The organism is Acinetobacter portensis (assembly GCF_010646905.1).
Classification (GTDB): domain Bacteria; phylum Pseudomonadota; class Gammaproteobacteria; order Pseudomonadales; family Moraxellaceae; genus Acinetobacter; species Acinetobacter portensis.
Window position 1 is genome coordinate 1,536,304 of the sequence record NZ_JAAARQ010000002.1, and the last position, 19,523, is coordinate 1,555,826.

Below are 19,523 nucleotides of genomic sequence, written 5' to 3' on the forward strand. Positions count from 1 at the left end.
GTATCTCAAACAATGTAATGAATTTAAGGAGTAATGAATGAGCGAGCAAAGCGCACAAAAACATAGTTTCCAAGCTGAAGTAGCACAGCTATTACATTTAGTGACGCATTCTCTATATTCAAACCCAGAAATTTTTCTACGTGAATTGATTTCGAATGCATCAGATGCGTGTGATAAGTTGCGTTTCGAAGGGATTAATCATCCTGAATATTATGAAAATGACCCAGAACTACACGTTCGTGTCATTCTAGATAAAGACAATAAAACCATTACAATTTCTGATAACGGAATTGGTTTAACTCAACAAGAAGCGATTGATAACTTAGGTACAATTGCAAAATCAGGTACTAAAGACTTTATGTCTAAATTATCTGGTGATCAAAAATCAGATGCGCAATTAATTGGTCAATTTGGTGTTGGCTTCTATTCTGGCTTTATTGTTGCCGAAAAAATTACTGTTGAATCACGTCGTGCAGGTACAGCTACAAATGAAGCTGTTCGTTGGATTAGTGGTGGTACAGGCGATTTTGAAGTTGAACAAATTGAAAAAGAAAGCCGTGGTACAGACATCATTCTACATTTACGTGATGATGCTTTAGATTATTTAGAAGCATATAAAGTTAAACAAATCATTAATAAATATTCTGACCACATTAGCTTGCCAATTGAAATGCAAAAAGAAGTTTGGCAACAAGAAGAGGTTGCTGAAGGTGAAGAACCTAAAGGCGGTCAATATGTTAAGACTGATGAGTGGGAAGCAATTAACTCGGCAAGTGCACTGTGGACGCGTAATAAGTCAGAAATTACAGAAGAGCAATACACAGAGTTTTATAAGAACTTAAGCCATGACTTTGAAGCACCACTTGCATGGGCGCATAACCGTGTTGAAGGTAGCACTGAATATACACAACTACTTTATATTCCAAGCAAAGCACCAAGTAATATTTTCACACGTGAAGCAAAACCAGGTCTTAAACTTTATGTGAAACGTGTATTTATTATGGATGAAGCAGAAAACCTCATTCCAAACTACTTACGCTTTGTTCAAGGTGTTGTTGATAGTGCAGATTTACCATTAAATGTAAGCCGTGAATTACTTCAAGAAAGCCGTGATGTTAAAACTATTCGTGAAGGTAACACACGTCGTATTTTGACTGTGTTAGATGGTTTAGCTAAATCTGAAGATGGAAAAGACCAAGAGAAATTTAAAACATTCTACGCAGAATTTGGTTCTGTATTGAAAGAAGGCTTGGGTCAAGATACAACAAACCATGAGCGTATTTTAAAACTTTTACGTTTTGCGACATCTACCAATGATGATGTTTCAACATCTTTGGCAGATTACAAAGCGCGTATGAAAGAAGGGCAAAATGCAATCTATTACGTGACTGCTGATAGCCTAAATGCTGCGAAAAACTCACCACAACTTGAATTATTCAAGAAAAAAGGCATTGAAGTATTGTTAATGTCTGAACGTGTAGATGAATGGGCAATGGAGTTTGTTCATGAGTTTGACGGTACACCAATGCAAAACGTGGCAAAAGGTGCGGTTGATTTAGGCGATCTTCAAGATGCAGAAGAGAAAAAAGCATTAGAAGAAGCAACGGAGCAATTTAAACCTGTTGTTGAAAAGTTATCTTCTGCATTGAATAAGAAGACCAAAGAAGTACGCGTAACGACGCGTCTAGTCGATTCTCCTGCATGTTTAGTGACAAGTGATGGTGATTTATCTCCACAACTATTACGCATGTTAAAACAAGCAGGACAGCCTGTTCCTGAAATTAAGCCAATTTTGGAAATTAACCCTGAACATCCATTGGTGAAAAAATTAGAAAACTCAGAGCAGTTTGATGATTTAGCCAATGTAATTTTTGATCAGGCACTTATTGCTGAAGGCGGTTTACCTGATGATCCTGCTGAATACATTAAGCGTATCAATAGTCTTTTATTGAAGTAATTGTTCAGTGATAGAAAGCCTCCTTCGGGAGGTTTTTTATTGTGCTTAAAACGGAATAAGTAGAAATAGATTGCTTATATCTTATTCAAATTTTCAATAAAAATGATAAGAAAATACGTCCATATATTAATCTGTAAATTAAATAAAAATTCAATTATTAATCTATAATAACGATGTTTAATTTTGGAGTTTAAATTATGAAACTTTTTCTATCTCTCGTTGCTGTTGTAAGTATTTCTTTGGGTTCTATGCAAGTTGCTGTTGCAAATGTATCTGAAAAAACAGGTGTTCATAAATCGAATGTTTCTGTGGATAAAGCGTTAAGTCATGTGGAAATTAATCCATTTGTAGATCGTAAGCGTGCAGATAAAAATGAGCGTGCAAAAACTGAAGCAAAAATCACAGATAAAAAACGTTTTACTCGTGAAGGTCATGTTGTGAAATATAAATCAGTTGTATAGCTGTTTTTAAAAAAGCCCATCTTCTAGATGGGCTTAAATTTATTTATTTTCTATACGTGCATTTAGAGCATTTAATAAATCTAAAGTGATAACAGGCTGTGTTAAGGATGCAATTGTTTCTTGAATAATTTGCCAGTTTAAGCCTTGTTGACGTGTAAGGGTGACATAAGGATATGAAATTTCATGTTCATCCAATAGTAATCGTTTTTTTCCACAAATTAAGCGAATTTTCCCGCGTTCTTCTAAGAAGATAACAGGAGTTTCAATTTGAGCTTCTGCCTCATCGAATAAAATAAACTTCCGATTTGTTACCATGCTTTTTGGAATAAAAGGGAAGTAATTATCTTTCTGAAAAATGATCGAGGTTGAGGAAATATAAACTTTAAAAAGAGCTTCATTCCGAGCAAGCGAATCTTTCAAATCTTGCCATTTTAAGGTACGAATTGCAGATAATTTTCGTGCTGAATTCGAGCAATAATCTGTGAGCAAGCGAATTGCTTCTATTTCATTTTCCGCACCCATATAAATAATATATTGAGTGAAGCTTCCTGTATTTGTGGTTTCTTCTGCCATAAAAATAGGGCGATGAATGAGGTTTTCAATATCAGCTATATTCACAAGAATAATACTTGAAGAATTTGTTTGAACAGGCAAATGATAAATAGAGGGCTGAATATTGTTTAAAGTGACTGGCGTAACAGGAAAATCTACGCCATCTATAGAAATTTGATTAAGCTGAGTAAGGCTATGATTGCTTGCTAATATTTCTGTTAAAGCTTTGGTTTCTGTTGTTAATTCGGGAAAACTATCTTCAGATTTTTCTTGAATATGCTTTGTAATAGGTTGGGTAATTGTTAAAGAATCATCTAGCTCTAAAGTTTTAGATTGTTCTGAAATGTTACTTACTAAAGGAGATGGAACGGTTTTTACTGCGCTTTTCGGCGGATTTTTTATTTGATTCTGTACCGTTGTTGAGCCACGCTGAGTAAAATCGGAGCTAAGAATTTTAATTTCATTTTCTACAAAATTTTGAGGAAGATGTTTTTGAAAAATAGGTTCATCAAATCGAATGCAAATATCTTGTATACGCTTTTTTGTTTGAACGGTTTCAAAAAGAGAAAGTGAACCATGTTCTAAACGAGCGATTAGATCATGTAGTTCTTGAATGAGTTTTACTTTATCAATATTGTTCATTATATCTGGCTCAAAGGAGCTTATTTACCTTTTCTAAATAACGACCTAAAACAATATTCAATGCCAATTCAACCAGCTTATATTCTGAAGATTGTGGATTTTGATATTTTTCAGCCATTTCAATTAAATGCTGAATATTAATTGCTTGTGGTGGAATTTCATTTCGAATAAGCGCTTGTAAAATAGGTAAGTGCATAATGAACTCGAAGGGTTAAACGTGATTTAAGTTCATGGTTAAAGGAGAGTTTTGATCTATGAACAATATATTGAATCAATGACTTAGAAGAGCATCTGCATGATAATCAATCAAGCGAAGAATGCAAAGAAAAAGCCACCTAAATAGATGGCTTTTTCATACAAATAAATTTTATTTGTTTGGAACTTCACACTGATCATCTGCACACGTTGGTGCATCTTCAGTATTCGCTTCTGTTGCAGCAGGCGCTTCTAAAGCTTTTTCCATGACTTGTTTAAATACGTCAGTTGGTTGTGCACCCGCTAAAGCAACGCGTTGATCGAATACAAAGAATGGAACACCTGTCACTTGTAGTTGATCACGTGCAACTTCTTCATCGAATTTTACAAAGTCTGCATATTCATCAGAATTCAATAGGTCATCGACTTCTACAGGGTTTAAACCAATACGAGATGCAACGTCTTCTAAAGTTTCACGTTCACCAATAGGCAAACCTTGAGTCATATAGCTAAAGAAGAAAGCTTCTTTGGCTTCTGAACCTAAACCTTTGCTTTGAGCAAGGTGGATGATTCTGTGCGCATTAAAGGTATTACCTGAGTTTGCACCTTCCCAGTTAAAATCGATTCCTTCTTCTTTTGCCATAGCTGCAATATTGCGTTGCATTTCTTCAACTTCAGCAAGTGTACGACCATATTTTTGCGCTAAGCGTTCAGAGTTTGAAATTTCTTGGCGAACTGGTGCTTCAGGGTCTAATTGGTAACTGTGCCAATGTACTTCAAGTTCTACACCTGCTTCAGTTGCAGCTTTTTCTAATCTTTTTTTGCCGATATAACAAAATGGGCAAACCACATCTGACCAAATATCTACGCGCATGAGCATTCTCTTATTCATTAATATTTTTAAAATGGGGATACTTTGCATAAATTAAAGCATGAAATTCACAATTAGCGGTTAAATGTACAAAACATCATAAAAATTTAACGTATTTATGCGATAAATTCTAATTCTATAAAGCCTTTAAAAATAAAGTGTTGTTTCCGTTAAAGATTGCATTTTGTATAAAAAACATGCAATTATGAGTTTTAATTTGACTATACCTTTGTATAGGAGAAAACATGAAACGCGTGATATTGGTTATTGCTGCGGTGACATTGAGTATTTTTGGATATTTGATTTATCAATATAAAGTTCAGCAAAATGAATTGGCACAACTAGAAGTTTATCAATCTGTTATACAAGATAAAGGTCAATTGATTTTTGAAGCTGCACAAAAGTGGCAAAAGCCAATTTCTGTAGATTTAAACACGCCAGAATTAGAGGGCGATTATAAAATTATGGCAGATTTTGTACTAAATTTTATGGTGCAAAGTGCTGAAGCTCGAAATACTTATTTACGTGAATTAAAAGCTTTAAATTGGCATAAATTTTTAGATGTAAACCGCTTAGAACAAGATAAAAAGAATAAATATGAAGAAACGGAAATTATGTTTATTGCCGTAAAAGAGGTGATTACACATTACCAAGAAAGTATGGCAAGGCATGATGAAGTGGCGTTAAACGAAGCAAAACATTTAAATGTGAATCAGCGTTTTCGTCGTTATTTAACCGAGTCTTTTAAAGAAGTGGTGAAGCAAAATAATGGGCAAGAGTTATTTGAACTTGAACAGCAAAGTTTTGCGAAAGCACAGGCTTTATTCGCCATTTTAAAAGAGAGTAAGTGGCAAGCGAAGAACAATATGTTCATGTTTCAGGGTGATGATCACGTGAAGCAGTTTAATCAAATTTATAAGGAAATGCTTGAGTTAGATAAGCAAATGAAGAAAGTAAGTCAAAAAAATCAGAAAGCGATAGAGGCGAATTTGTAGAGTTTGAGATTTAAAAAAGGATGCGGATGCATCCTTTTTAATGCGATATTTCACAAAATAATTTAATGAGTAAATGAAATTTATAATATTACCAAGTGTGGATACTTGATAAGTGTATTAAAATTTTAAAAAATTAATATTCGGTTGAAGTTTTAACATTTAAGTATTAATTTGTAATTATTAAATAAATTACTTTTTAATTAACAATTTAAGATAAGTTGAACTATGAAGCTGAATGAAAGAATTGAACAAATTGTAAAAAAATTATCAGAGGATATGTATGAAAGGGAACATATTACTTCTTTGGCTTTCTTAGGCGCACTTTCAGGAACAAACACTTTTTTACTTGGCTCCCCAGGTACTGCAAAAAGTTTAATTTCAAGAAAAATTTCTCAGGCTTTTGAACAACCAAAGTATTTTGAATATTTGATGAATCGCTTTAGTACGCCTGAAGAAGTTTTTGGTCCTGTGTCCATTAAAACTTTAAAAGAAGATCGCTATACAAGAAAAATTGAACAATATTTACCGAATGCAGATTTTGCTTTTTTAGATGAGATTTGGAAATCTAGTCCTGCAATTTTGAATGCTTTACTTACATTGGTAAATGAAAAGTTATTTAAAAATGGTGATGAAATTATTCATGTACCTTTGAAGGCTTTAATTTCTGCATCAAATGAAATTCCTGCTGAAAATCAGGGTTTGGATGCTTTATATGATCGCTTTATTCTACGTTTAATTGTTGAACCCATTAAAAATAATGAAAATTTCTTAAATTTAATTTGTTCGAAACCAACTGATTCTGATGTTAATTTAGAAAAAAATTTATTAATTAAACAAGATGAATGGCAAAAATGGAAAAAAGATATTCATGAGGTTAAATTCAGTAAAGAAGTTACAAATATCATATTAATGGTTCGTAAAAAGCTAGCTGATTTACCTGAAAATCAAAAAATTTATATTTCAGATCGTCGTTGGCAAAGAGCTGCTTATTTACTTAAAGCTGCTGCCTTTTTTAATGGGCGTAAAGAAGTCATTTTAAGTGAAATATTTTTACTGAAATATTGCTTATGGAATAAATCAGATGACTTTAAAGAGATTCAGAAAATTATCGAACAAAGTCTAACTAAAAATGGTTTGGATACAGGTATTGATATAGAGATCTTAATTTCAAAAAATCAATCTCTTGAGAAAGAAATTACAAATGAATTGTACTATACGGAAGATGTTTATTTAACACATACAATAGCTGGAAAGGAGTATTTTAGATTTAAGTTTGATAATCAAGATATTTATGTAGAAGCTAATTTAAAAGGAACTGATGAAGATTTTTATCCAATTGATAAAAATGGAAATCAGCAAAGTTCCTATAAGTGTAATTTTAATAAATCAGGGACTTGTACCGTTAAGTCCAGACACTATTATAATAGAGAAGAAAAGAAAACCCCGAGTGTTCAATTTAAAAAAGGAACAAAAAAACAAGAAATTAATGAACGTTTAATCATCGCTTTAGATAATGAGGTGAGTAATAATCTTACTCAGTTACAGAAAGCTTTAGAAAATGTACATAATAGAAATGAAACTTTAAAAGAAAAATTTAAATCACTATTTGTAGCTGAGGATGAATTAAGTTTTCTACTTAAAAATATTGATAAACAAATTGGAAAATTGGAAACACATATTAAAGATAGTGAGCGTTTAAAATCATTATGTATCAATTAAATTTATTTCAAGATACAAAGAAAGTTCTGCAGGAAGCTACGCATAAATACTCTGTATCAGAATGGCTTGAGCATGAAAAAATCCAACAGCTTTTAGACAAGGAAACGAAAGATTGGTCTAAACAAGTTGAACGTCAAATTTTTATAGAAAATCCTTATTATCTATATCAAGAGCAATATGAAAATATTGCTCAAAATGATGTATCTAACTTAAATAATAGTATTCAGAGGTACAAGGAGTTTTTGAAATTTTCAGGGTTACCCGACTCTACTTCATATTGGCAAAAAGAACTTGAAAAACCTAAAGTGAACAAGCAAAAACTTATGTCTCACTTATTAGGTGATTGGAAGAAAAATTTAGATCAACAAATTGCCGAATGGGATTTAAAAAAGATTGATGAACTGAGAAAAAAGTTTATTGATGAGTTTATAAAGCAATTACAAGATTTAGAAGAGTTAAAAAAACTGACCGACAGTCTAGGCTTGGAAACAGGGATATTCTTAGATTATTCCAAAGGCAATTTAACAGCACAAGATATTGCTCAGTTTAAACAATGGGCAGAATATCTGAGAAACAATGCTTCATTGGCAGAAGTTTTAAATGTTTTGGGTAAAATTCAAAGTGCTAAAATTGCAGAAGATAAAAAAATTATTTCTCAGTCTCTAAGTATTGAAACTTATATTCCTGATATAAATTCCAGAGAGGAAATCATAGGCATAAAATTAGCGAAGGATTTAGAATTGGTTTTGCCTTCTGAGTTAGCATTATTATCCGATCCTGAGACTGAATTTTTGTTTGATTTAAAATTTATAGAATCCAATCTGATGTGCTTTGAAATGCAAGGATTACAACCCTATAAAGACACGATTGAACAGGATATAGAAGTCTGTGATGGTTCAAAAGGACCGATGATCTTATGTATCGATACAAGTGGTTCGATGAATGGCACACCAGAATATATTGCTAAAGCAACAGCCTTGTATTTTGCAATTCAAGCAATGAAAGAGAAACGGAAGTGCTTTTTAATCAATTTTTCAACATCAATTGAAGCATTAGAATTGACGAGTGAAAATGGATTAAAAAGTGTTATAGATTTTTTAAAAATGTCGTTTCGTGGTGGAACAGATGTCGCACCTGCTTTAGCTTATGCATTGCAATTACTTGAAAAAGAAAGCTATAAAAAAGCGGATATTCTTGTGGTATCAGATTTTATAATGGCATCTTTGGATACAAAAACTCATAACAGAGTTAAAGTAGCGAAGGAAAATAAAAATCAGTTTTTTTCACTAGTTATAGGATATTCGCCAATTAATGAATTTTCTCGAGATTACTTTGATAGAGAATGGCTGTTTAATCCTAGAAATAGTTCTGTGACTGAAATAGTAAATTTAATCAAATAAAAAACCCCGCACTAAGCGGGGTTTCTTTTAACGAAGTATTTAAGAGTTAAACACGTTCAATAATTGTCGCAATACCTTGACCCAAACCAATACACATCGTCGCTAAACCAATTTGTGTATCTTGTTGTTCCATTACGTTTAACAACGTTGTTGTAATACGCGCACCCGAACAACCCAATGGATGACCAAGCGCAATAGCACCACCATTCAAGTTAATCATGTCTTGCTTGTCATAAATACCCAAGCCTTTCATTACAGACAAACCTTGAGCAGCAAACGCTTCATTCAACTCAATCGTTTGAATATCTGCCATGCTTAAACCAGCACGCTTCAACGCTTTTTGAGTTGCAGGAACAGGACCATAACCCATAATTGCAGCATCACAACCTGCAACCGCCATAGAACGAATCACAGCACGAGGCTTAAGACCCAAAGCTTGAGCACGTTCAGCAGACATTAATAACATTGCAGAAGCACCATCAGACAATGCTGAAGAAGTACCTGCCGTTACAGAACCACCTTTAGGATCAAACACAGGACGCAAAGCAGCAAAAGCTTCAAGATTTGAATCGGGACGAATCACTTCATCAATATCGCAAAGCTGTTTAAAGCCGTTTGCATCGTGACCTTCAACACCAATAATTTCGTTTTTAAAACGACCTTCTTGCGTTGCAGCCCAAGCACGACGATGAGATTCAACACCAAACGCATCTTGCTCTTCACGCGTAATGCCATTCATACGACCTAACATTTCAGCCGTTAAGCCCATCATGTTAGACGCTTTTGCATAATGCTTAGATGCTTCAGGGTTAAGGTCGATGCCGTGCATCATCCCTACGTGACCCATGTGCTCTACGCCACCAATAATGAAAATATCACCTTGGTTCGTTGCAATTTGTGCAGCAGCGGTATGAATTGCTTGCATAGAAGAACCACAAAGACGGTTTACAGTTTGACCTGCAACAGTTTTTGGTAAATCTGCTAACAAAGCGATGTTACGTGCAACGTTCATCCCTTGTTCAAGCGTTTGGTTTACACAGCCCCAAATTACATCTTCAACTTCGTTGGTATCAAACTGGTTACGAGCAACCAATGCACGAACTAATTCAGCAGATAAGCTGTCAGCACGAACATTACGGAACATACCATTTTTGGTTTTACCCATTGCTGAACGTACGCCATCAACGATGACAACGTCACGTGGATTTAAAGTAGCCATTCACGTTGCTCCTTAACCGTAGAATTTTTTGTTGTTAGCAGCCATGTCACGCAACAATTGTGGCGCTTCATAAGCTTTACCTAAGTGAGCATACTTGTCGCAAAGCGCAACGTATTCAGCAACACCTGTTTGGTCGATGTAACGCGCAGGACCACCACGGAATGGAGGGAAGCCTACACCCATAATCATCGCCATATCTGCTTCAGAAGCTGTCGCAACAATGTTGTCTTCTAGGCAACGAACAGTTTCGTTACAGAAAGCAAGCATCATACGATCAATGATTTCTTGAGCATCAAATTCACGTTTTTCAGAAGTCGCAACAGAAGCAACAAGTTCATATGCAGTAGGATCAACCACTTTGGCTTTTTTGCCTTTACGGTCTAATTCGTATTTGTAGAAACCAACGTCATTCTTTTGACCAAGACGTTTGTTTTCGTACATCACTTGAATAGAACCTTTGAAGTCAGGCTTCATGCGGTCAGGGAAACCTTCCGCCATCACTTCTGCACCGTGAACGCCAGTATCAATACCAACAACGTCCATGAGGTAAGCAGGACCCATTGGCCAGCCGAAACGTTCCATCACTTTATCAATTTGTTGGAAGTCAGCACCATCTTTAAGAAGAAGGTCGAACGCACCAAAGTAAGGGAACAATACGCGGTTTACCAAGAAGCCCGGGCAGTCGTTCACAACGATTGGTGTTTTACCCATTTTCTGAGCTAATACAACAGTAGTCGCAATTGCCTCAGCAGATGTTTTTTCACCACGAATCACTTCTACCAATGGCATCATGTGAACAGGGTTAAAGAAGTGCATACCGACAAAGTTTTCAGGACGTTGTAAGCTTTCAGCCAAACGCGTAATTGAAATTGTCGATGTGTTCGATGCAATAATTGTGTTTTCACGTACTGATTTTTCAGTATCGGCAAGAACCGCAGCTTTGATTTTTGGATTTTCAGTCACCGCTTCAATCACGATATCTACTTCTTTAAACTCTTCTAAGCTTAAAGTAGGACGGATACGCGCTAAAGTTTCGCCCATTTTCGCAGGGGTCATTTTTTTGCGTTCAACTTGTTTAGTCAACAACTTGTTCGCTTCAGACATACCCAAAGCTAATTGTGGGTTACCAATATCTTTCATGATGATTGGTGTGCCTTTGCTTGCCGCTTGGTAAGCAATACCACCACCCATGATACCCGCGCCAAGAACAGCCGCTTGGTTTACAGGATGCGCGCCTTTTTCATAACGCTTAGATGTTTTTTTCACAATTTGGTCGTTGATGAATAAACCAATCAACGCACCTGCTTGTGGTGTAATCGCAGCTTTAGCAAAACCTTGAGCTTCAATTTTTAAAGCTTCATCACGTGGAAGGCTTGCACCTGCTTGTAACGAATCTAAAAGTAATTTTGGAGCAGGGTATTGCGCAGGATTTGCTTTAGAAAGAACAGCACCTTTAGATGAGTTAAATGCCATCATTTGTTCGATTGGGCTTAATTTAACAGGATCTAATTTTTCTTGGCGTTTTGCTTTCCAGTCTAAACGACCTGCAATTGCTTGTTTAACAAGGTCAATGGCAGCATCTTGAAGTTTGTCAGCAACAACAACAGCATCAACAGCACCATCTTTCAGTGCAGCAGCAGGTTTTTTAGGATTAGCCATTGCCATCCATTCAACTGCATTGTCGATACCAATGACACGGCTTAAACGAACCGTGCCACCAAAGCCTGGGAAAATCCCCAGTTTGATTTCAGGTAAACCAACTTGCGCTTGTTCAGACATGACACGGTAGTCACAAACAAGACACATCTCGAAACCACCACCTAAAGCCATGCCATTAATAGCTGCAACCTTAGGGATGTTTAAATCTTCGAAAGAATTAAAGATGTCATGAACAGGCAAAGCCCAATCCACAATCGCTTGTTCGCCTTGGGCAAAGTTAGCACCAAATTCTGTGATATCTGCACCAACGATGAATGTAGATTTTGCGCTTGTAACGATTAAACCTTTAACATCGCTATTTGCTTTAACAGCATCAATTGCAGCTTTAAAATCTTCAATTGTTGCACGGTTAAATTTGTTGACCGACTCACCTTGTAAGTCAAAGCGGAATTCTGCAATTCCGTCCGAAAGCATTTGGACGGTAATGGCATTGCCAGCGTGGATCATGCCTGATCTCCTTTATTTTGGAGGACTTCTAAGTTGATGTTTTGAAGCGTATGCGCTTTCCCGCGCACCGTATACTTCGCTAATCTTACGATAACTATAGCTAAAAAGAACATAACAAGTTGTATCAAGCCGTGACGCAAGGGTCATGAATTTATATTTAACCTTTGCTTGCATTGATATTTAAAAGATTTAGCTTGCTCTCTATAGATACTATGAAATAATTGTTTCAGTTCAATTTTTTAACAGTTTCATAATAATTTATATTGGATGTTTGTCTGAAAATTCAAGTTTTATTTGGCTACGTTTTTAGTCAAAAAAGTCAATTGAGTAAAAATTTTATATTGAACATTAAAAATAGAACACAGCATTCGCAAGGCGAAAGTGTGTATTGTGTTCTAAATTTGGTATAATTTTTAACAATTACTAATGTCTTTACATTGAATAAGACAAACTAAAAATATTCGTAGGTAGTCTTATGATCAAGTGGATTATTTTGGCAATCTTTATTGCCTCTGCATTATATATTCAACGCCGTGGTAAGGTTCGCCATACTTTTTATCGTCAATTTTTTGACCATTCAACAATTCTGGCACCTATTAACTTCTTAATGTACAAGTTTTCGAAAGTGCCTAATCAGCCTTATATCGATACGCAACATTTTAAAGATTTAAAAGTGCTAGATGAAAATTGGGAAATGATTCGTGATGAAGCGAAAGCTTTATACGAACAAGGCGGTATTAAAGCCTCTGAAAAATATGATGATTTAGGCTTTAACTCATTTTTCAAAACGGGTTGGAAGCGTTTTTACCTCAAATGGTACGATTCTGCACATCCATCTGCTTCTGAGCTTTGTCCAAAAACAACCGAACTTTTGAAAACATTGCCATCGATTAAAGCAGCAATGTTTACAGAACTAGCACCTGATAGCCGTTTGGTTCGTCACCGCGACCCGTATGCAGGCTCATTACGTTATCACTTGGGTTTAATCACACCCAATGATGATCGTTGTTTTATTGATGTAGATGGTGAACGCTATTCTTGGCGTGATGGTGAAAGTGTTGTGTTTGATGAAACATATATTCACTATGCTGAAAACACCACAGATCAAAACCGTATTATTTTCTTTGCCGATGTTGAACGTCCATTAAAGTCTAAGCTCATGGAACGTTTTAATCATTGGTTTGGTAAAAGCGTGATGACTGCGGCAAGTTCACCCAATGAATCGGGTGATAAGACAGGTGGTTTAAATAAAGCATTTGGTTACATTTACCAAATCCGCGTAAAAGCAAAAGCATTAAAGCAAACCAATAGAGGCTTATACTACTTCTTGAAATGGTTCTTAATGTTTGGTGCTTTCTTCCTTATTTTTATTCGTCCTTATGTTTTTTAAAATATTTGTACGATATTAAAAACGTTCTTCGGAGCGTTTTTTTATGGCTGAAATTTAGTCAAATTATCACTTTGAGCGTTTAGCCTTAATCAGATAGAATGAAACAAAATAAGGTGAATATTCATGCAAAAATTTAGATCAAAAAAAGAATGGTGGGTTTTAGCATTTTTAGTTTGTATGACAGGTTTGCTTGTTCAATTGCTTGTGACTATGCAAGCGAAGGGGAATATTTCGGCTTATCCGATACATGCTGCAACATATATCATCACGATATTTATTATTTGGTGGCCCATTTTTAATACACGCTATGTTGTAGATAAAGAATATTTAACAATTCACTGTATGTTTTTAACGTGGAAAATTAAACGTACAGACATTCAAAGTATTTCTGCAACAAATAATTCAATAGCATCGCCTGCATTATCTTTAGATCGGTTAAAAATAGATTATGTGAAAGACGGTAAAACCAAATTTGTATTGGTATCACCTAAAGATCAAAAAGCGTTTCATCAGGCTTTAGATTTGGTTTTAAACACTTGATGCCGTGAAAAATAATCGTCCTATTTTTAGAGAAAGAGATTCAAACATGAATCTTTTTTTTTGCACAACATATTAAAATGAAAGTTGCTTGAAAAATGGATGGGAATCATCACATCATGTAGCGATAGATCAAAAGCAAATTAAGGCGCAGAGTGAACGAAAACGCACGAAATAATATTGAAAAAATTCTAGCGAATATGACCAATTTACCTGGTGTTTACCGTATGTTAGGTAAAGATGGTGAATTGTTGTATGTGGGAAAAGCCAAGAATTTAAAAAATCGTGTATCGAGCTACTTTGTTAAAACCATTGAGCATCCTAAAACCCAAGCTTTAGTGGCTCGAATTTACGATATAGAAACCTTAATTGTTCGTTCTGAAACAGAAGCTTTATTACTTGAACAAAACCTGATTAAACTGCATCGTCCGCCTTACAATATTATGCTGCGAGATGATAAATCATACGTCTATATTTTTGTTTCGGCAGATAAGCCATATCCGCGTATTGCCAGTGGTCGCGGGAAAGGTAAGCATCAGGTAGGTAAGTTTTTTGGGCCGTATCCGAGCGCATATAATGCTCGAGATACTTTGGTGGTTTTACAAAAACTATTTAACGTTCGCCAATGTGAAAACAGCTATTTTTCACAGCGTAAACGTCCATGTTTGCAGTATCAAATTAAGCGCTGTTCTGCGCCATGCGTAGGTTTAATTTCCCCCGAAGCTTATAAAGAAGATATCAATAACTCAATTCGCTTTTTACAAGGCGATACCAAAGAGCTAAATCAAGAACTCATTTCAAAAATGGAAGAAGCAGCGGAAAAGCTCGAATTTGAAAAAGCTGTTTTTTACCGTGACCGTATGGCGCTACTTCGAGATGTACAAGCACAACAAGCTATTTATAAAGTCAAAGGTGAAGCCGATATTATTGCGATTGCTTACCATGCAGGGGTGACCTGTGTGCAAATTATGCATGTGCGTAATGGCAAAATGTTAGGTGGAAAAAGTTATTTCCCAGATATGTTGGGAGATGATTTAGGTCAAATGCTTTCAGACTTTTTAGCGAACTTTTATTTCCAAGTTGCCGATGAAATTCCAACAGAATTGATTGTAAATGTTGATGTTTTAGACCGTAAAGAATTAGAAGATGCTTTACATCAACACTTCGAGAAGAAAGTACAGATTAAACATCATGTCCGTGAAACACGTGCAGAATGGCTTGAACTTGCACAAATGAATGTTGAACATGCAATTAAAGGCAAATTAGCCAATCATTTTGAATTGAATGAACGTTTCTATCAGCTTGAACAAGTACTGGGTAGACCAATCGACAGCATAGAATGCTTTGATATTTCCCATACCATGGGCGAAGCAACCATTGCATCTTGTGTGGTTTTTGACAGTGGTGGTGCGCGTAAACGTGACTATCGTCAATTTTCTATTACCGATATTACTGAAGGCGATGATTATGCAGCAATGCGACAAGCATTAACTCGACGTTATAAAAAGCATATGTTGCCAGATTTACTTTTAATTGATGGTGGTAAAGGGCAACTTCATATGGCAATGGATGTCATGAAAGATTTAGAGCTAGATGCTTTTATGGTAGGCGTGTCTAAAGGTGAGGGGCGTAAACCGGGTTTAGAGACGTTGCACTTTACAGATGGTGAAAAAATCCAATTGGCAGAAGATCATAAAGCCTTACATTTAATTCAACAAGTTCGCGATGAAGCGCATCGATTTGCCATTACTAAACATAGAGCAAAACGAGATAAAAAACGAGGTTCATCGATACTCGAAGTCATTCCGGGTCTTGGACCAAAACGCCGCCGTGATTTATTAACACATTTTGGTGGAATTCAAGGTGTGTTGAAGGCTTCTGAAAAAGAGCTCACTTTAGTACCGGGCTTAGGCGATGTGATGGCACGTACAATTTATAAAATTTTGCATGAATAAGGTACAAAAGTGCATATGCTTTAAGGGAGTTTTCTTCGTGACACTGTTGGGGATTTCGTATAAAGTGAGCGCTATTAACGATGGATAAAACCTTAACATTTATGTGAGTTAAAGCACACATAAAGAGGAAAAATTGGCGGTGTCTATGACCACAGGTCGAATCCTGAATATTCCGAATATTTTAACTTTAGCGCGAATTGCGCTTATTCCTGTTTTTCTTTTAATTGCATATTGGCCGCCTGCAATAGGTGTGAATGAGCATATCGGTGGTATGACTCGACACCTCATTTTGACGGGTATTTTTGTTGTTGCTGCTGTTACAGATTGGTTCGATGGCTATTTAGCTCGAACATTGAATCAGACATCTGCTTTTGGTCGGTTCCTCGATCCTGTTGCAGATAAGCTAATGGTCGCAGCCGCTTTAATTGTTCTTGTGCAATGGCAACCATCAATTTCTATGGCATTTGCTGCAATTGTGATTATTTCACGTGAAATTACCGTATCAGCATTACGTGAGTGGATGGCTGAATTGGGTGCGCGTACAAATGTTGCAGTTTCAACGGTAGGTAAATATAAAACAGCATTTCAAATGATCGCAATTTCAGTATTTTTATTGAATTGGCCTCCTTTAGAAATGTTGGCATATGCATTGTTATACACCGCTGTTATTTTGACTTTGTGGTCGATGTTTATTTATTTAAGAGCTGCTTGGCCTTATTTAAAACAACCTTAATTGATCCTCTGTATATAAAAAAGCTCCGAATGATCGGAGCTTTTTTATTGTTGCATTTGGATTTATTCGCTGTCAGGTTGTTGTCGTGTTTAAATAAAAACAGTTTTTTTATCATGGTAAGCACTTTCAAACTAAAGTGTGAGATTAGAATGGCTAATACTGAATATAAGAAGATAACGACTATTGAACTTGGAGTAGTGGTAAAGCTAAGTCGTGAAATAAGAAATTGGTCACAAGAACAGCTAGCTGAAATATCAATGCTAAGTGTTAGAACTATCCAACGTGTTGAAAATGGTATATCTGCGAGTTTTGATACTAGAAGAGCATTGGCAATAGCTTTAGGCATCGATGATATAGATTACTTTAATAATCCTATTAAGATGATAACACCCGATGATATTGAAAAAGAACAAAGTGATTTTGATAAAAGCTTTTTGAAACTAAATGCAGAAATTATTTTCAATGCACCTCAATTTTTAGAAATAACGGCTAATAGCACTGCTGATTATTATTCTTATAATGTAGAGATATGTGAAGAGTTGGAAAAAATTTGTGCAAATTTAATTGATCTAATGCGGGATTATCGTGATATTTCAAATTTGTATACAGAACTTCAAAAAGTTTCATTGCATAAAGAGATTGAAGGGATGCTAAGAGAAATAAAATTGAGCGGCTTTTCAATAGCTATTGCTAAAAGAAAAACAGCTATTAACTCAAAAATAGGTGATGGTCCATTAACAGTTAATTTAATTTATATAAGCCTATTTAAAAGAGGGGATGAACCTAAATTTTTTTGTGTTCCTAAAAAAATTAGTTTTAATTTATAAGAGTAAAAAAAGTGATTTGATTTATTCATTTAATAAATCAAATCACTTTTTCTTTAACTATGCGTTTCTTCTTCTGCATCGTCTTCAAAGGTTTTGGCAATTTTTTCAATATTTAAACTCTTTGCCATCGCGTCGAAAATTTCTTTGTAAACACCATCTTGATGATAAAGATCATCGTGCTCACCATGTTCTGCAATCGCCCCATCTTTCATGACATAGGTATAATCTGCATCAATAATTTGCGACAAACTATGTGAAATCATAACAACGGTTCGACCTTGTTTAATTTCATCTAAGCTTTGTTTAATTTGCTCACTTGCAATGGCATCTAAACTTGCCGTTGGTTCATCTAAGAAAATAATAGGTGGGTTTTTCAAGAACATTCGAGCCAAAGCTATACGCTGTTGCTGACCACCCGAAAGCATTAAAGCATCTGCATCATAGCTATTTGGAAGCTGTAAAATCTGTTCATGAATTGAAGCTTTTTTTGCTGCAATAATGACTTCATCTAAATTTGCATTGGTTTTACCATAACGAATATTTTCAAAAATTGAACCTTGGAAAATGTGATTTTTTTGCAGAACTAAACCAATATGTTCACGTAAAAATTGGGTATCGATATCTTGTAAATCTATGCCATCAATACTGATTTGCCCATCTTTAGGTTCATAGAATTTATCGAGTAAACTGATAAGTGTTGATTTTCCTGCACCTGAAAGCCCAACCAAAGCGGTAATTTTATTGGGTCGAATTTCCATGTTGATGTTCTTTAAAGCATGGTGACCATTTGGATAATAGAAATTGACATTTTTAAGTTCAAATTTACCTTTGATCGTCGGTTTTTCTGAACCACTCGATTCTATTTCGCTATCTGCTTCTAAAATTTTAAAGAAACTTTCCGAGTAAATCATAGCGTCATTGACTTCATCATAAATGCGATGCAATGAACGAATAGGGGCAGACACGTTATTGAATAACAAAACATGATACATAATCATGCCTATACTCATTTGCCCATCAAGCACAAAATATGCCGTTAAGATAATAATGAGCACAATACCAATTTGTTCAATAAAGGTTTTTAAACCATCAAATAAGAAGCTAATTTGACGAGTTTGCATTTGGTTGTCAGTCAGTTCTTTTTGTAGTTTTAATTGTTTAGATGACTCAATTGTTTCACGGTTAAACGATTTAATAACAGTAATTGAGTTAATAATACCAAGAATGCCTTGGCTCTTTTTTTCACGTCCATCGCGTAAATTACGACGCCAATCACCAAGTTTGTGTGCTTGTTTATAGGTTAACCAAAAATAAATAGGCACAATAATTGTAGCTACTAAACCCACGTAAAAATTAGCGTAATACATTAAGCCTAAAGCCACAAATGCACTGGTAAACAACGGCAAAATATCAATAAAAAAGATTTGAACGAGGCGAGTTAGTGAGCCAATGCCACGGTCTATACGTGTTTGTAATTTTCCTGCCTGATTATTGTCTTCATTAAAAAATGACAGTCTATAAGTCAAAAACTTTTCGATAATGCTTTGGGCTAAATCTTGTGAAACAAAGATTCGTAATTTTTCACCATAAAATTTTTGCCCAAATTGAACAAAGGCATTGATGATTTCTTTACCCAATAATATTGCGGTAATTGTAATTAAAATATGCCAACCATCTGCAAGCCCAAGACCTGCCTCCACAAGCTTATTAATGCTATCTACAGCGTATTGAAGTGTTAGTGCATTAACCTGAGCTGTTAATGAGCCAATGAGCGTTAATATAAGCGTTGCAACAACCAAAAGTTTATAGGGATGAACAAATGGTCTGAGTTTTTGAAAGAGTTGCCATAAATTCATATTCAATATTTCTTATTTTTAAACATGGGTTTAAGTCTATGCTTCATT

16 protein-coding genes are annotated in these 19,523 nt (G+C 35.2%); 10 read left to right on the forward strand and 6 right to left on the reverse strand.

The window, feature by feature from the left end; translation table 11 throughout:
* Nucleotides 1–37: 37 nt before the first annotated feature.
* Together htpG and GTK57_RS07335 are read left to right on the forward strand one after the other, a co-directional pair.
* Nucleotides 38–1,957 carry a molecular chaperone HtpG gene (gene htpG, locus GTK57_RS07330; RefSeq protein WP_163122187.1) on the forward strand — a complete coding sequence of 640 codons (1,920 nt, stop codon included), beginning with the start codon at nucleotides 38–40 and terminating at the stop codon, nucleotides 1,955–1,957.
* Between the two features lie 197 nt (nucleotides 1,958–2,154).
* A complete protein-coding gene (locus GTK57_RS07335; protein WP_152873309.1) occupies nucleotides 2,155–2,418 on the forward strand; it encodes a hypothetical protein in 264 nt (87 codons plus the stop codon).
* Nucleotides 2,419–2,457: 39 nt separating this feature from the next.
* Here the strand turns inward: GTK57_RS07335 and GTK57_RS07340 are convergent, their stop codons facing one another.
* From GTK57_RS07340 to GTK57_RS07350, 3 genes are all read right to left on the reverse strand, one after another.
* Nucleotides 2,458–3,612 carry a hypothetical protein gene (locus tag GTK57_RS07340; protein WP_163122190.1) on the reverse strand — a complete coding sequence of 385 codons (1,155 nt, stop codon included), beginning with the start codon at nucleotides 3,610–3,612 and terminating at the stop codon, nucleotides 2,458–2,460.
* Between the two features lie 10 nt (nucleotides 3,613–3,622).
* On the reverse strand, nucleotides 3,623–3,808 hold the full coding sequence (locus tag GTK57_RS07345; RefSeq protein WP_163122192.1) for a hypothetical protein: 186 nt from the start codon (nucleotides 3,806–3,808) through the stop codon (nucleotides 3,623–3,625).
* A 171-nt stretch (nucleotides 3,809–3,979) separates the two neighbouring features.
* Nucleotides 3,980–4,681: a DsbA family oxidoreductase gene (locus GTK57_RS07350; protein WP_163122195.1), complete on the reverse strand. Its 702-nt coding sequence runs from the start codon at nucleotides 4,679–4,681 to the stop codon at nucleotides 3,980–3,982.
* Between the two features lie 242 nt (nucleotides 4,682–4,923).
* Here GTK57_RS07350 and GTK57_RS07355 point away from each other — a divergent pair, with 242 nt between their 5' ends.
* From GTK57_RS07355 to GTK57_RS07365, 3 genes are all read left to right on the forward strand, one after another.
* Nucleotides 4,924–5,673: a hypothetical protein gene (locus GTK57_RS07355; protein ID WP_163122198.1), complete on the forward strand. Its 750-nt coding sequence runs from the start codon at nucleotides 4,924–4,926 to the stop codon at nucleotides 5,671–5,673.
* 225 nt (nucleotides 5,674–5,898) lie between these two features.
* Nucleotides 5,899–7,392, forward strand: coding sequence for an AAA family ATPase (locus tag GTK57_RS07360; RefSeq protein WP_163122200.1), 1,494 nt, complete (start codon nucleotides 5,899–5,901; stop codon nucleotides 7,390–7,392).
* On the forward strand, nucleotides 7,380–8,792 hold the full coding sequence (locus GTK57_RS07365; RefSeq protein ID WP_163122204.1) for a VWA domain-containing protein: 1,413 nt from the start codon (nucleotides 7,380–7,382) through the stop codon (nucleotides 8,790–8,792). The genes GTK57_RS07360 and GTK57_RS07365 overlap by 13 nt, the downstream gene beginning before the upstream one ends.
* A 46-nt stretch (nucleotides 8,793–8,838) precedes the next feature.
* Here GTK57_RS07365 and fadA read toward each other — a convergent pair whose 3' ends face one another.
* Both fadA and fadB read right to left on the reverse strand, forming a co-directional pair.
* Nucleotides 8,839–10,011 (reverse strand): acetyl-CoA C-acyltransferase FadA, encoded by a 1,173-nt coding sequence (fadA, locus tag GTK57_RS07370; RefSeq protein ID WP_152873323.1) that lies wholly within the window; start codon nucleotides 10,009–10,011, stop codon nucleotides 8,839–8,841.
* 12 nt (nucleotides 10,012–10,023) lie between these two features.
* Entirely contained in the window at nucleotides 10,024–12,177 is a 2,154-nt protein-coding gene (gene fadB, locus GTK57_RS07375) for a fatty acid oxidation complex subunit alpha FadB (protein ID WP_163122207.1), read from the reverse strand.
* A 475-nt stretch (nucleotides 12,178–12,652) separates the two neighbouring features.
* Here fadB and lpxO point away from each other — a divergent pair, with 475 nt between their 5' ends.
* The 5 genes from lpxO (at nucleotide 12,653) to GTK57_RS07400 (ending at nucleotide 17,619) form a co-directional block, all read left to right on the forward strand.
* Entirely contained in the window at nucleotides 12,653–13,567 is a 915-nt protein-coding gene (gene lpxO / locus GTK57_RS07380; protein WP_163122224.1) for a lipid A hydroxylase LpxO, read from the forward strand.
* A 123-nt stretch (nucleotides 13,568–13,690) separates the two neighbouring features.
* Entirely contained in the window at nucleotides 13,691–14,107 is a 417-nt protein-coding gene (locus GTK57_RS07385; RefSeq protein WP_163122228.1) for a PH domain-containing protein, read from the forward strand.
* Between the two features lie 152 nt (nucleotides 14,108–14,259).
* A complete protein-coding gene (gene uvrC, locus GTK57_RS07390; protein WP_163122231.1) occupies nucleotides 14,260–16,059 on the forward strand; it encodes an excinuclease ABC subunit UvrC in 1,800 nt (599 codons plus the stop codon).
* 145 nt (nucleotides 16,060–16,204) lie between these two features.
* Nucleotides 16,205–16,792, forward strand: coding sequence for a CDP-diacylglycerol--glycerol-3-phosphate 3-phosphatidyltransferase (pgsA, locus tag GTK57_RS07395; protein WP_163124651.1), 588 nt, complete (start codon nucleotides 16,205–16,207; stop codon nucleotides 16,790–16,792).
* A gap of 149 nt (nucleotides 16,793–16,941) precedes the next feature.
* Nucleotides 16,942–17,619: a helix-turn-helix domain-containing protein gene (locus GTK57_RS07400; RefSeq protein ID WP_163122234.1), complete on the forward strand. Its 678-nt coding sequence runs from the start codon at nucleotides 16,942–16,944 to the stop codon at nucleotides 17,617–17,619.
* 53 nt (nucleotides 17,620–17,672) lie between these two features.
* On the opposite strand, the gene GTK57_RS07405 is transcribed toward GTK57_RS07400, so the two are convergent.
* Nucleotides 17,673–19,475: an ABC transporter ATP-binding protein gene (locus GTK57_RS07405; protein ID WP_163122237.1), complete on the reverse strand. Its 1,803-nt coding sequence runs from the start codon at nucleotides 19,473–19,475 to the stop codon at nucleotides 17,673–17,675.
* Nucleotides 19,476–19,523 lie beyond the last annotated feature (48 nt).

What these genes read in the sequence shown, in the direction of transcription:
- htpG (WP_163122187.1), top strand. Translation starts at nt 38, where the DNA reads ATGAGCGAGCAAAGCGCACAAAAACATAGTTTCCAAGCTGAAGTAGCA.
- GTK57_RS07335 (WP_152873309.1), top strand. Translation starts at nt 2,155, where the DNA reads ATGAAACTTTTTCTATCTCTCGTTGCTGTTGTAAGTATTTCTTTGGGT.
- GTK57_RS07340 (WP_163122190.1), bottom strand. Translation starts at nt 3,612, where the DNA reads ATGAACAATATTGATAAAGTAAAACTCATTCAAGAACTACATGATCTA.
- GTK57_RS07345 (WP_163122192.1), bottom strand. Translation starts at nt 3,808, where the DNA reads ATGCACTTACCTATTTTACAAGCGCTTATTCGAAATGAAATTCCACCA.
- GTK57_RS07350 (WP_163122195.1), bottom strand. Translation starts at nt 4,681, where the DNA reads ATGCGCGTAGATATTTGGTCAGATGTGGTTTGCCCATTTTGTTATATC.
- GTK57_RS07355 (WP_163122198.1), top strand. Translation starts at nt 4,924, where the DNA reads ATGAAACGCGTGATATTGGTTATTGCTGCGGTGACATTGAGTATTTTT.
- GTK57_RS07360 (WP_163122200.1), top strand. Translation starts at nt 5,899, where the DNA reads ATGAAGCTGAATGAAAGAATTGAACAAATTGTAAAAAAATTATCAGAG.
- GTK57_RS07365 (WP_163122204.1), top strand. Translation starts at nt 7,380, where the DNA reads ATGTATCAATTAAATTTATTTCAAGATACAAAGAAAGTTCTGCAGGAA.
- fadA (WP_152873323.1), bottom strand. Translation starts at nt 10,011, where the DNA reads ATGGCTACTTTAAATCCACGTGACGTTGTCATCGTTGATGGCGTACGT.
- fadB (WP_163122207.1), bottom strand. Translation starts at nt 12,177, where the DNA reads ATGATCCACGCTGGCAATGCCATTACCGTCCAAATGCTTTCGGACGGA.
- lpxO (WP_163122224.1), top strand. Translation starts at nt 12,653, where the DNA reads ATGATCAAGTGGATTATTTTGGCAATCTTTATTGCCTCTGCATTATAT.
- GTK57_RS07385 (WP_163122228.1), top strand. Translation starts at nt 13,691, where the DNA reads ATGCAAAAATTTAGATCAAAAAAAGAATGGTGGGTTTTAGCATTTTTA.
- pgsA (WP_163124651.1), top strand. Translation starts at nt 16,205, where the DNA reads ATGACCACAGGTCGAATCCTGAATATTCCGAATATTTTAACTTTAGCG.
- GTK57_RS07400 (WP_163122234.1), top strand. Translation starts at nt 16,942, where the DNA reads ATGGCTAATACTGAATATAAGAAGATAACGACTATTGAACTTGGAGTA.
- GTK57_RS07405 (WP_163122237.1), bottom strand. Translation starts at nt 19,475, where the DNA reads ATGAATTTATGGCAACTCTTTCAAAAACTCAGACCATTTGTTCATCCC.